We start from the raw sequence: 12,528 nt of genomic DNA, 5'->3' as shown, positions 1-12,528 counted from the left end.
GGGCTCCATTTCTTATTTCAATTAACTCTTTTCTTTTAAGAACATAACGACACTGGCCATGTATTTTTGGACTTCCTGGACTTGAAAGGCTGCAGAATCCGCAATCTGTTTGTAATGATGCTGTCCTTCATCGGTGATTCGTAAATACCGTTTAGTTCGTTTTTCACTTTCCCACCTGCCGACAAGAAGGCCGTTCTCTTCCATTTCATGAGATAAATCGTATAAATAGCCGTTTGAAGCGATCCAACCGAACTGATTTTTAAGGAGATCGCCAATTTCCCCCATGTAAATGGGCTTCTTAGTGAAAGCGGCTTTTAAAGTTACATAACGGACAAGGTCTTTCACCGATATTATTTTCGAGAAATACGACCTGTATTCTTCTGGAAGTTCATTAATAACTGGTGGGTTTTCACCAGAACCCCTTAAATCGAACATGAAGCGATCAATGACCTTTTTCACTTCGGAAAACCGTTCCAGGAAATTTTCTTGATACCATATGTAAAGCTCTTTGCCTTTTTCAGTTATTTGATAATAATTTCTTCCCTTATTCGTATATAATGATAAATGTTTGGATTCGACTAGCGTATTGGATATTTTACATAGATAGTCATAGCTATGCACTTTTCCAGTGAACGTATTTTTTAGGTCCTGATGAATCGCCCTTGGATAATTCGGTTTTATTCTCAAAGAGTGTAGTAAAAAAATCGTTAAAAATTCCCGCTGGCTCAACCCAACTGTTTCAACCGTTGCAGACAGTTTCTCCCCTTTCTTCACAGTCATTACCCCCTTTATATAGTGTTTATATAACATATTATTAATTATTTCTTCCTTCCCCTTATTATCCTGTGCTCCCACATAATAGTAAAGTTTTTAATGCCTAACTGCCTAGTACTAATTTTTCGAATTTGATCTATTGTGGGTAAATGGAATTCAGAATATTCTGCCGAGGTTTATTGTGAAATATTTCAATAAAACAAAAAGAAGAAACGGCACATGATTAGGCCGTTTCTTCTTTTTGTTTACTGTTCCGTTAAAATGATCGGATCTTCTTTTGTAATGACGAGGGTATGTTCATATTGGGCGGAGAGTTTTCCATCTGCCGTTCTTGCCGTCCAGCCGTCTTGGTCCATTTTCATATGCCATGTTCCTGCATTCAACATTGGCTCGATCGTGATGACCATTCCCTCTTTTAAACGGGCACCTTTACCTGGCTTACCATAATGTAGGACTGTTGGGTCCTCGTGCATGGTTTTACCGATTCCGTGCCCTGTAAAATCGCGAACAACAGAAAACTTTTCACCTTCTGCATATGACTGGATTGCATGCCCGATGTCCCCAAGACGATTTCCTGCCCGTGCAACTTCGATGCCTCTATATAAAGCATTCTTGGTTACATCCATTAAACGCTGAGTTTCATCGGAAACTTCTCCGACTGCATATGTCCAAGCTGAATCCGCCAAACCTCCGTTAAGGTTCACTACCATATCAATCGTAACGATGTCTCCCTCTTTTAAGGCTTTCTTTTGCGGAAAGCCGTGGCAGATTACATCATTCACTGATGCACACGTTGCATATTTGTAGCCGTTATAGCCCTTTTGTTCAGGAGTGGCACCATGCTCTGCCAAGTACTTATCGACAAATTCTTCGATTTCCCAAGTCGTGATGCCCGGTTTTATCATTTTTGCAATTTCTCTATGCGTCGCAGCAAGAAGTTTGCCCGCTTCATGCATCAAATTTATTTCTCGTTCACTTTTAATGGTTATCATTTAAAATCCTCTTTCGTTTTATAACTTTTCTGATTGAGACTCCTTATTTATCATATGCCTTTTTTTATATAAAAAGCAACCAAAAACCCGGTAAAAATCACCGGGTTAATTAATTCATGACCTTTTCCGTACCTGTAATACCGAGAAAAATAAGCTTTTGAATTACAAAAGTGAAAAAAATACGTTTTCCTTTACCCAATTGCTCTATGATTATTTTTTCAGGGGTGAATTACCTACAGAATTATAATCACTAATGACTTAATGGTCTCAAAAATTCTAAATGGGCCCATGAGCATTAATTGGGTATAAATTCCCATTAAACGCGAATGAAACTCTTCCTGTTTCCTCTGATACTACCAATACAAGGGCATCACTTCGTTCAGATAAACCTAAAGCAGAGCGATGGCGTGTTCCAAGTTTTTTTCCCCCTGTTGGTCTGTCTGAAAGCGGAAGGACATTTGCTGCGGAAACAATCTGATTTTGACTAACCAATACGGCACCATCATGTAGTGGATTTCCAGGGAAAAAAATTGATTCCAATAAAGAATGGGTTAACTCCGCTCCTATTGAAATACCTGGTTGGATCAAAGAATCAAGAGAATCTCCCCGTTGAATAACAATCAACCCGCCATGTCTCAAGTTCGACAAATTTTGTACACAAATTGATAATTCGGGATATTTGTCCGTAAATGGTGACAAATAACAGTTCAAATAAAATGTTGCTGCTTTCATATCGATGTATACGAATTTATCCTTTATTTTCTCGAAATTTCCAAGAAGACAATAATTTTCATCATCCATTGCTTCTAAGTTATCCTGTAATGCCGATATTACTTGACGAATTTCCTCTTTTAACATTTGTTTCATTGGTGAAAAATCACAATTGCCATTAGTCACAGGCATGCACCTCCCTTTTATTATTTCACTCTCTTTTATTCAATAAATCTTAATTATCTCTCTAAATGAACATTCTTATTTTCCCTAGCTCTGTTTATGCTTTGTTAAATTTATTATTATGAATGTACTTAAAGTTTGTCTTCAAGATAATTAATTATTCATCTTAACTAGCAATCAGTAATGACTTCACATTTTTTTATGTCATATGGACAAGGTAAGAGAATAGATATGTTAATGACCTGTTGAAAGATATTTTATAATAAGAGGTGGTATTAGATGCCTTACGTAACAGTATTTGACCAAGGAACGTTTGAAGTTGAGAATGGAAAAAAGTTAGTATTAGCATTGGAGGATAATGGTATTAATATTCTTCACCGATGCGGCGGGAAGGCTAAATGTACAACTTGCAGAGTGGAAATATTGGCAGGTGATTTTTTGGAGGTCACACAAAAAGAAAAAAAGGTCTTTGAAGACAAAGGAATGGAAGATCATTTGCGTTTATCTTGTCAAATTTACGTGAATGGAGACATAACCGTTCGGCCGATCAAGACGGTTGAGAACTCTGGACTTCCTGCTGGGACAAGGCCTGCAGACTAAATAGTAGTATCAAAAACATCAAAATGACTAAAAAATAGTTTTTCTAGTCGTTTTGATGTTCTTTTATCTTTAATGATTTACTTCTTTTCCATGACCGCAAAGTAATTATCTTCATTATCAGCAAAATTGAAGACTCTTCCAGATGGCATATTCACAAGTTCCCCAACTTTGATATTCTTCTCCGAAAAGTCTTTATATAATTCATCAAGATTATCCGAGTAAAACATTAATGAAGGTGTATTAAGATTTAATTCCGGCTGCATTTTAGCAATGAATTCCTTATTATGCAGGATGATACTCGTTTGTGCTTCCTTTGTTGGGGCTATTTCAATCCATCTTAGCCCTTGGCCGTTATCTTCTTCAGAAATTACACTAAAACCGAATTTTTCCGTCCAAAATTTCAATGACTCGTCTTGGTTATTTACATATAACATGATTTGACCGACTTTATTAATCATTTGCTTCTCTCCTTTTCTGCTGGCTCCGTTATTAATGATATCCATTACGTATAAGCATATTGTTGGTTGGAAATATATAACCAATTGAATCGTATAATAAATACAAGATTTAATCAATATTTACCATGTGCGAATTCCTTCCAGATATTAAGTTACCACTGTTAATGGTACTATAACTCTAATTGGAGTAAAAAACCGTCTATGTTTTAATGCTCCTATTCATTTCATCAAGTGTAAAAGAAAAATGATATTTTTAGGAAGCTTTCCCCGGTAGTAAAAAAAGCTGTGCAAACTTTACATACAGAAATTTGCAGGAGTTGCAGGACTTTTCAATTTTCCCCAGAACTTCTATACAGAGTATTTCTTAAAGGAGAGTGAAATGGTGGTTCTATCGAAAGAGGGTTTGTTAAATATATTGGAAGGCAACAGGAGATTAACGATGCGGGTGGTTGAAGCCTTTCCTGAAGAGGAATTATTTCACTATACCCCCGCCGGGAAGCTTCGCCCTTTCGCAGAGATGGTTAAAGAAATCATGAACATTGAGACTGGATATATGCGTGGTATTGCACTTAGTGTTTGGGAGTATCCAGATTCGTTTGCTGGAATTTCCACCAAAGAGGAACTAGTTTCAGCATGCGAAGCAGTAAGGGATGATACTAGGAAACTGTGGAAGGAAATGACCGAGGAAACGCTTGCAGTGGTGGAAAAGGATCCTTTTTTCGGTCCCTCACAAAGCCACTTTGATAGACTTCAATATGCCTTGGAAAATGAGATCCATCATAGGGGACAAGGTTATATCTATCTTAGAACGCTCGGAATTGAACCACCGGAGTTTTTCGTCAGGTAATAATGCAACATGATGTCAATAAACTTGTAGCAACGAATAAAAATAAAAAAAATTGGAGTGAGATAGATGTCAGTTGATGCATATCTTAATTTTAATGGGAATTGTCGAGAAGCAGTAGAGTTCTACGCAGAGGTTTTTGGAACGGAACAACCAAATATCATGACCTTTGGGGAAACACCGCCTAATCCGGAATTTGCCCTTCCAGAAGAAGCGAAAGATTTAGTCATGCATACAAGGCTAAATATTAATGGAAGCAATGTCATGTTTTCCGATACTTTTCCTGGTATGCCCTTTATTGAAGGCAACAATATCAGCCTGGCATATGTCGGTAGTGACTTGGATGAAATTAAATCGATTTTTAACAAACTAAGTGTAGGCGGCACGGTTGGTCTAGAGCTCCAAGAAACATTCTGGAGTAAAATTTACGGTCAGTTAACGGATAAATTCGGAATCAAATGGCAATTTAACTTCGAGAGCTGAGAAATGAACATGACACTTTATTGATTAATCTTCAATTATTTGGATATAGGTCTTTTCACTGGTGAAAAGTTTCTATATCCTTTTTTATTTCCATCACTAGGGGCAAAGATACCGTAACTAGCATAAGGAAATAATTTTTCGTTAACCCTTAGGGGATGCTATATAAAGGTAATTAGTTAAATGATTGGCTAGTAAAAATTGAATTCTCAAACGGTTTTTAACTTCACCCTAACCCTTACATAATTTTCTAGGTTCCTGATAAATGGTGTATAGTAATAGGGTATTTCAATACTCGAAAAATAAATTTCACTTATAACCCCAATAACTGAAGGGTTTAGTTATCAAAGACTTACTAAATATGTAACCGAAAAGGAGAAATTATGAAAAATAAAATTCAAAAAATCACAACCAACTTGTGGTTTGATAATCAAGCTGAAGAGGCGGCAAAGTTCTACACATCCATCTTCGAAAATTCTAAGATCGGTAGGATCACTCGCTATGGAAATGAAGGAAATCAAATCCACGGGAAGCAAGAGGGGTCAGTGATGACCGTGGAATTTGAATTGGAAGGACAAGCATTCGTAGCATTGAATGGCGGCCCTCAATTCAAATTCACAGAGGCAATATCATTTATCATCAATTGCGACGATCAAGAAGATGTCGATTATTATTGGGAAAAACTTTCCGAAGGCGGAGACGAAAAAGCGCAAGTGTGCGGTTGGCTGAAAGATCGATTTGGTGTGTCATGGCAAATTGTCCCTGCGGAACTAACCGAGATGGTAAACGACTCCAATCCTGAAAAATCGGAAAGAGTTATGAAAGCGCTGCTCCAAATGAAGAAAATTGACATTAAAACTTTAAAGCAGGCGTATATAGGATAGGTTCCAAGAAACAACTATCTTGTAAGTTGTGTTTATTCCAGAAGTGTACGATTTTGAAGTAAATAAAGCCTAGTTTCTCGTTATTGTAGGTGTGAAATTAGGTTTTAATATTTGAATTTCCATAAAGCTGTTAATCCCCCATTTCCCTGGCGAGCCCCTTATTAGAAAAGAAAAACCTTATTAAGTAAAATGAAATAAATGATCTAGATAGTTTTTAAGGGAGAAATAGAAACGATGGACAATATATTTACACCAGCACTACAGCGTGGCGATGAAATAATAGAAAGAAAAATCCGCTATGACTCCTTAGTTGTGGAATATAACTGTTTGCTGTTAAAAGCACAAAATCAACATGTCGTGCTTTTTCATGAAATCATGGATTCTTTCACGATGAAAGCGGGTCCTATAAAACTAACCATTCCTATAGGCAGTTATACGATTGCTCATTATTGGAAAGACCGTCCTTATAATTTATACATTTGGAGAGATAACCAAGGGAATTATTTAGGATCCTATTTTAATATTGTAAGGAATACATATATGGAGGATAAGTTGGTTTCCTTTGAGGATTTGATCATTGATATCTTGGTGCTTCCGGGTGGGGCACATTTTATTTTAGACGAGGAAGAGTTACCTGTGCCCTTAGAGCACTATGAGAGTGGTTCTGTTAAACAAGCCCTAAACTCTTTACTTGATTCCATTGATATTCTTCTTTCACAAACCATTTCAGAATCCGAGAAACTCTATAAACATAAAGACCTCCTTCCATGGTTGAACAACAAATGACATTGGTTTTGATACTTTGAACTCAACAACAGTGAAACCTTTAGCATGAACAAAAAGCCTACTTCATTCAGCAGGCTTTTTTGTTCTCCTCACTCACCATCAGCTTGAGCCGATATACTGTCGGCAAGCTCCTCAATGTTCTTAGATACCTTGGCACTGTACGAGTAATCACCGTAGCAATATGGGTATCGAAAATTCTCTTTGTCTCCGCCGCAATCATAAAGGGTAGGGTTTTTTTCGACCTGAAGCATGGAAAACTTCTTCGCAAGCTCCTCAGTATGCTTGCCCCCTTTATTCGCAACGAAATCAATATAACCAATTCCCATGTTATATGCTTGAATGATCGTGGCAAAATCCACGTCCTTTTCATTGCCGTATTCATTGATTCTCTTAAAATGTTTCACTCCATACTTAATGCTTTCCGTTGGATCTGTGATTGTATTTGGATCAAGACCCGCTGACTCAGATGCCTGCATTGGGTCACCGCCCCGTCCTCGGCTTTCCTGCTGCATCAAAGCAATCAATGTCGAAGTATGCTCCTCAAGCCCGTATTTAGCCAACTCGTCTCTGAGAAGTGAACTATACTTTTTCACGTTCGCAAAAGAATCAAGCGTATTTACTGATGTGGAAACATTTTCAGAATTGGGGGTTCGCATGATCTCCTTTATTAGCAAAAATGCAAAAATGAGAATAAAAATGACAAAAACATTCTTTGATTTCTTACGTTTCTTCTTCACAATCTCTCTCCGTTATCTCTAAGTTATATATTTATATCTTAACAAATAGTAAGAGTTATAACTATTTAGAATACCAATTAAATGTTGTTGAAAATGAGATTACTAGTAATGAATTAGTATTTTATGTTTAACTCTTAACTTAAACGCAAGAAAACTTAAAAAGACCTGGTCGCTCAGCGTATGTTTTTTCGGATAATGAGACACCCTATTGTGTGGAGGTGATATGTATGGATAGGAAGAATGATAAAGAAGAAATCCTTGATGATAAAAAGAAAAAAAATAGAAATGAGTTTGGGGCAGATCCTGATGAACAAGAAATGAATGGTCTGTATGGTATGTTGGAAACTGAATATGAAGATAAGCTTCATGATAAAGAAAAATAACGATTGGTTTCTTGAAATTTTGTTAAGCGCCTTGTATGGCGTTTTTTTTATGAGTTCATCTGTTTTTTAGCTTCTTGAATCTATTCTAAAGGTTCGCATTTAGGCTATAAACTGATTTTTTACATAAGCAAAAAAAACGAAAACCCAGAAAGTCTTCGTTTTCATCAAATCCAAAAAAGTTTTGGTCTCTAACCATAAAGGATACCATTAAAAGGGAGTGACCTAATACTGGCACTCCCTTTACTTAATTAGTATTGTGATGATTGTCCGCCATCAATCGGAATGACTACCCCATTGATGAACTCTGATTCCCCTGATAATAAGAAAGCGACTAAACGGCCGACTTCTTCAGGTTTACCAAAGCGTTTTTTAGGATTCACACTGACGAAATCCGCCATTGCTTCTTCCCAATTCTCCCCGCCTATTTGCCTGAATGAACCTTCTACCATCGCTGTTAAGATTACTCCTGGTGCAATGGCATTTATGCTGATTCCGTATTGACCATACTCTATGGCGGCTGTTTTTGTTAATCCTGCTACAGCATGTTTACTTGCAACGTACGCAGCTTGGTTAAGCACAGCACGAATTCCGCCTACAGAAGCAACGTTCACCACTGCCCCTGATCCTTGTTCTTTCATGATTGGCAGGATGTATTTCATGCCATAAAATACACCATTAATATTGATGTCTGTTACTTTGTTGAAAACGTTGCTATCGTATTCAGCCGTTGGTGCCTGTTTACCTTCGATACCCGCATTATTATAAAAACCATCGACTCTACCATATTTGCTGACTGTTTGGTCTACATAGTTCTTTACTGCTTCTTCATTCGAAACATCTGCAGTGATCAGAAGCACATCTGAATTTGGTGCAATTTCAAAGATTAATTTTTTTGTTGCTTCCAAAGATGCATCGTTTAAATCAACTAATGAAAGTTTAGCTCCTTCTTTAGCCATTTCCAATGCGGCTGCTTGTCCTAAACCTGATCCTGCACCTGTAATGATTACTACTTTGCCATCGAATCGTTTGCTCATTGACAAAACTCCCTTTTTAAGTTATCTGAAAAATCTATTTATAATTTACCCCTTAAAGCTTAAGAATCCATCATCAACAGGAATGACTTGTCCATTAATGGCATCCGCTTTTTCAGAAAACAGGAACGTTACAACTTCAGCAACTTTTTCTGGCTGAATCAATTTTTTCCTCATATGAAGTTGTGCCAAACTGTCCAGGAACTCTTGATCATCACCAATGATCGGCGTTTCAATAAAACCTGGTGCCACACCGACAACACGAATCCCATATTGCGCAAGTTCAATTGCTCCTGATTTAGTCATGGCGATGACTGCAGCTTTTGCAGCATGGTAATTAAAGCTGCCAATTGAAACCATCGTCCCAAATATTGAAGCTGTATTAACAATCGTTGCGCCTGTTACCCCAAGCTCCACCATCTTCCTTGCTGCATAATACATGCCATAATAAACGCCGTGTTGATCAACATCAACGACTCTGTGATAAGACTCTGGATCCATCTCTAAAAATGGTTTTACTAGTCCAATTCCAGCGTTGTTGAAAATTCCGTCGATGGTGCCATGATTGGCAACTGCAGCTTCTACCATCGCTTCCACTTCTTCCGCTTTAGCTACATCCACTTTCACAAAAGAAGCCATGCCTCCCTTTTGTTGAATAGATTCAGCCGTTTCTTTAGCAGCAACATCATTGTAATCAGCCGCTACGACAATAGCTCCCTGTTCAGCTAATTTAAATGCCGTTTCCTTTCCAATTCCGCTGCCTGCTCCTGTAATTACTATGACTTTTCCTTTTAAACTCATGTATTCGTCCCCCTATAATAAAGTCTATTGCTTATCAGATTAAAATGGCCCCGCCGTCAATTACAAGTTCTTGACCCGTAATGTGGCTGGAAAGATCTGATACTAAGTACATCATTAGATTTGCAATTTCCTGCGGCTCAGCATACCGACCATCCGGAGTCGTTGCTTCCAACTGTTTTCTAGCCGTTTCAGCTGCCGCGGAATCACCTTGACCAAATCCGCTTTCAATCGACCGCATCATAGCCGTGTTGACGACACCTGGGCAGACGGCATTCACCCGTACACCATGGGGAGCAACTTCGACACCAGCAGTTTTCGTCATTCCAAGAACCGCATGTTTACTTGCACCATACGCCACCATGTTTGGCGTTGCGAGTAAGCCAGCTCCTGAAGCTGTATTCACGACCGCCCCGCTTTTTTGTTCAATCATATAGGGCAATACATGTTTCAAACCCAAGAAAACGCCGCGTACATTTATTGACATTAATTGATCGAAAACTTCAGTAGGATAATCGACAAGTGGCATGATTTTGCCTTCCCACCCTGCATTATTCAGGAAAATATCGATTTTCCCATAAGAATCTATCGTTTTTTGAACATAATTTTTTATATCGTCTTCATTTGTAACATCGGCTTTAACAAACTTCGCTTCGCCGCCTTTTTCTTTGATTTCATTAACCGTTAACATGCCAGCCTCTTCAGAAAGGTCTACAACAACCACTTTGGCTCCATACTCTGAAAGTGTAATAGAAGCTGCCCGGCCGATACCCCCGCCGCCACCGGTAACAATTGCTACTTTTTCTGTAAAATCAAATGCTTGCATAATATTCTCCCTTTCTCCCTTTGATCTTGGTGATGATATTCTTGTTTGAATACGATTACATCATAACACTAATTTTGTCGATTGTCGACAATTTGGTTTTAGAGTCAAAGACTCTACATCACTCCACGATTCAGAGCTTCATGAATTTCATTTTTTGCCTTAACGAAATCCTCTTCGATAATGGCCTCAATAGACATTTTTAATCTTAAATGGAAATTTTCCATCGTTTCTGTATTCCATTGACTTTGGGCAAAAACCATGAGGATATGACCGGCTTCCTCAAAAAATCTGGATAATGCTTTGTTATTAGCGATTGAAAGAATATATCGAAATATCTGTTCAGCTTTTTTTTGATACTCAATTACATTACTTTTCTTACACTCATCCGTTGCACTTTCCAAATGCTTTCGTAATGATTGCTTATTTTCTTCGTGCCATCTCCCTTGGGAAAATTCAATGCCCATCTGGATCAGCCCGATCGTAACATCATTATATTCAATGATTTCCTTTTGTGAAAATGGCTTGACGATCGTTCCCCGTCTTGGTATCCTCTCAACAATACCGTCAACCTGCAATAGATAAAGGGCTTCGCGTACTGGTGCACGGCTCGTATTCAATTCTTTGGAAATGTCTTCTTCGACGATTTTCTCTCCAGCTTCTATTTCCCCTTCAATGATTTTTTTTAAAATGTGTTTAGCGATTTGTTGTGGTAACGATTCTCCAAAATAAATGCCATCTGTCAAATTGGAAGTATTTCCAAACATCTTTCAGCACTCCTATACTTCTATAATTGATTTTAGTTCTTTTAGTATAACATAAGGATAGGAATTAACTTCCTTAAAAATTACACTCCGTAATGTTAACCAACCGAGAAAAACGTATTTAACCATGCGAGGCTCAGAAAGACAAGATGACCGAACGCTTCTTCGAAGAGTTAAATATCCTACTGAGTTTGAAGTTAAATTCAACAGATTTGAGCCCCTTTTATAGAAAGGGCTCTCTGGTTCACTTTTTTATTCCACTAGCCTAGGTTTCGCTGGATCGCAGTTTGGCTTTTCTGTGTCTGTCGATTCAGCGAGTTTCGTTAAATAATAACATTCTTCACGCCACATATGATCTGCCATTAATGGTGAAAACGTTCCAAGAGCCTGCGCACTGAGGTCAAGCTCCTCCAATTCAAGCAGAAAGTGCTGAAAGAATTTAATTTCCAAAGTAACGTCCTGATTCAATTTTTCCAATGCTGGGAATGTTGACAGATTGGTTCGTAAATATCCAGCCATTTCAACAGCTTTTAAATAAAAATCATTAAAATGTTTTTTATATTGGTCACTTTTCTCCTTTAATCTTTTTTCAACTTCATCCATATTGGATGATATTGCACCTGCATGCCCAGCTGCATCTAACAGCCAAAGCAAATGATGATGAAGTTCATGGAAAACAGGCGGCATTTGATTTGAATTGAAGTATTTCAATAATCTTAAATATTCTTCTAATTCGTTCACCATATGATTAATGAATGAAGGTGAAAGATGTATTTTTATTTTACCTACCAGATGTTCTTTAAGTAGGGATAGCTTAAACTCTCGAAACCTTAATGCCTCTTCTTCTGCCATGGCAGTTAGTTGCGAAATCTCTTCTGAATTGGCTTTACCAAGGAGAGTATCAAAAATTCGAATGAATTCTGAGGCAATTTCAATGTTTTCCACTTCAACCGGAGCTAAAGACTCATGGATGAACCTGCCATGGTCTCCTAAGATTTGCAGCCAAAACCGATGCTCAAATCTTGCTGTTTTTTCCAAAAACTCGTTCATTCGCTCTCCCCCATAATTTAAAGTATCGAAACTCACTTATAATTTGTATTCCAAAACCTACAAACTTATTAATATTAATTAAATGGGGGTCATGAAGCTTAAGCTTGCTCCCTTCCCCGCTCGATAGTTCATGCACCAAGAAAAATTAATGTGTTCCAATCATAATTGCATTACATAATCACATCTACTCCGCATACCCTCTTCAAAACGGTGGTTTGCACATATTTGAA

The 12,528-nt window shown here is 37.8% G+C and carries 16 protein-coding genes; 6 read left to right on the top strand and 10 right to left on the bottom strand.

From position 1 onward, the window contains the following. Nucleotides 1–21: 21 nt before the first annotated feature. From MKY17_RS13270 to cdaS, 3 genes are all read right to left on the bottom strand, one after another. Nucleotides 22–774, bottom strand: coding sequence for a helix-turn-helix transcriptional regulator (locus MKY17_RS13270; protein WP_179891103.1), 753 nt, complete (start codon nucleotides 772–774; stop codon nucleotides 22–24). Between the two features lie 245 nt (nucleotides 775–1,019). Then, nucleotides 1,020–1,766 (bottom strand): type I methionyl aminopeptidase, encoded by a 747-nt coding sequence (map, locus tag MKY17_RS13265; RefSeq protein WP_098372255.1) that lies wholly within the window; start codon nucleotides 1,764–1,766, stop codon nucleotides 1,020–1,022. A gap of 276 nt (nucleotides 1,767–2,042) precedes the next feature. Next, nucleotides 2,043–2,663, bottom strand: coding sequence for a sporulation-specific diadenylate cyclase CdaS (gene cdaS / locus MKY17_RS13260; RefSeq protein WP_098372282.1), 621 nt, complete (start codon nucleotides 2,661–2,663; stop codon nucleotides 2,043–2,045). A 276-nt stretch (nucleotides 2,664–2,939) separates the two neighbouring features. Here cdaS and MKY17_RS13255 point away from each other — a divergent pair, with 276 nt between their 5' ends. Beyond that, nucleotides 2,940–3,260: a 2Fe-2S iron-sulfur cluster-binding protein gene (locus MKY17_RS13255; protein WP_098372254.1), complete on the top strand. Its 321-nt coding sequence runs from the start codon at nucleotides 2,940–2,942 to the stop codon at nucleotides 3,258–3,260. Nucleotides 3,261–3,337: 77 nt separating this feature from the next. On the opposite strand, the gene MKY17_RS13250 is transcribed toward MKY17_RS13255, so the two are convergent. After that, nucleotides 3,338–3,718 carry a VOC family protein gene (locus MKY17_RS13250; RefSeq protein WP_063233829.1) on the bottom strand — a complete coding sequence of 127 codons (381 nt, stop codon included), beginning with the start codon at nucleotides 3,716–3,718 and terminating at the stop codon, nucleotides 3,338–3,340. Nucleotides 3,719–4,097: 379 nt separating this feature from the next. On the opposite strand from MKY17_RS13250, the gene MKY17_RS13245 reads away from it, so the two are divergent. From MKY17_RS13245 to MKY17_RS13230, 4 genes are all read left to right on the top strand, one after another. Then, nucleotides 4,098–4,565, top strand: a complete 468-nt coding sequence (locus MKY17_RS13245) for a DinB family protein (RefSeq protein WP_098372253.1) — start codon at nucleotides 4,098–4,100, stop codon at nucleotides 4,563–4,565. Between the two features lie 66 nt (nucleotides 4,566–4,631). Next, a complete protein-coding gene (locus tag MKY17_RS13240; protein WP_098372252.1) occupies nucleotides 4,632–5,045 on the top strand; it encodes a VOC family protein in 414 nt (137 codons plus the stop codon). A gap of 380 nt (nucleotides 5,046–5,425) precedes the next feature. Further along, complete coding sequence (locus MKY17_RS13235) at nucleotides 5,426–5,926, top strand: VOC family protein (protein ID WP_339202154.1); 501 nt, start codon at nucleotides 5,426–5,428, stop codon at nucleotides 5,924–5,926. Between the two features lie 234 nt (nucleotides 5,927–6,160). Then, a complete protein-coding gene (locus tag MKY17_RS13230) occupies nucleotides 6,161–6,712 on the top strand; it encodes a DUF402 domain-containing protein (RefSeq protein WP_144551528.1) in 552 nt (183 codons plus the stop codon). Nucleotides 6,713–6,801: 89 nt separating this feature from the next. Here MKY17_RS13230 and MKY17_RS13225 read toward each other — a convergent pair whose 3' ends face one another. Further along, entirely contained in the window at nucleotides 6,802–7,452 is a 651-nt protein-coding gene (locus MKY17_RS13225; protein WP_286177123.1) for a lysozyme family protein, read from the bottom strand. A 224-nt stretch (nucleotides 7,453–7,676) separates the two neighbouring features. Between MKY17_RS13225 and MKY17_RS13220 the strand changes: the two genes are divergently transcribed. Continuing rightward, nucleotides 7,677–7,832, top strand: coding sequence for a DUF4021 domain-containing protein (locus MKY17_RS13220; RefSeq protein ID WP_098372249.1), 156 nt, complete (start codon nucleotides 7,677–7,679; stop codon nucleotides 7,830–7,832). A 248-nt stretch (nucleotides 7,833–8,080) separates the two neighbouring features. Here MKY17_RS13220 and MKY17_RS13215 read toward each other — a convergent pair whose 3' ends face one another. From MKY17_RS13215 to MKY17_RS13195, 5 genes are all read right to left on the bottom strand, one after another. Further along, complete coding sequence (locus MKY17_RS13215; RefSeq protein WP_098372248.1) at nucleotides 8,081–8,866, bottom strand: glucose 1-dehydrogenase; 786 nt, start codon at nucleotides 8,864–8,866, stop codon at nucleotides 8,081–8,083. A gap of 45 nt (nucleotides 8,867–8,911) precedes the next feature. Then, nucleotides 8,912–9,664, bottom strand: a complete 753-nt coding sequence (locus MKY17_RS13210) for an SDR family NAD(P)-dependent oxidoreductase (RefSeq protein ID WP_339202148.1) — start codon at nucleotides 9,662–9,664, stop codon at nucleotides 8,912–8,914. Nucleotides 9,665–9,698: 34 nt separating this feature from the next. Beyond that, the gene (locus tag MKY17_RS13205) at nucleotides 9,699–10,487 is read right to left on the bottom strand and encodes a glucose 1-dehydrogenase (RefSeq protein ID WP_339202146.1); all 789 of its coding nucleotides are present in this window, start codon (nucleotides 10,485–10,487) and stop codon (nucleotides 9,699–9,701) included. 113 nt (nucleotides 10,488–10,600) lie between these two features. Further along, the gene (locus tag MKY17_RS13200) at nucleotides 10,601–11,251 is read right to left on the bottom strand and encodes a GntR family transcriptional regulator (protein ID WP_098372245.1); all 651 of its coding nucleotides are present in this window, start codon (nucleotides 11,249–11,251) and stop codon (nucleotides 10,601–10,603) included. Nucleotides 11,252–11,500: 249 nt separating this feature from the next. Then, on the bottom strand, nucleotides 11,501–12,298 hold the full coding sequence (locus MKY17_RS13195; RefSeq protein WP_144529102.1) for a DUF2935 domain-containing protein: 798 nt from the start codon (nucleotides 12,296–12,298) through the stop codon (nucleotides 11,501–11,503). Nucleotides 12,299–12,528: the final 230 nt, after the last annotated feature.

This window comes from Peribacillus sp. FSL P2-0133, assembly GCF_037975445.1.
GTDB lineage: Bacteria > Bacillota > Bacilli > Bacillales > DSM-1321 > Peribacillus > Peribacillus simplex_E.
Note: the sequence above shows the minus strand (reverse complement) of the source record. Positions and strands in the feature narration are given on the sequence as shown.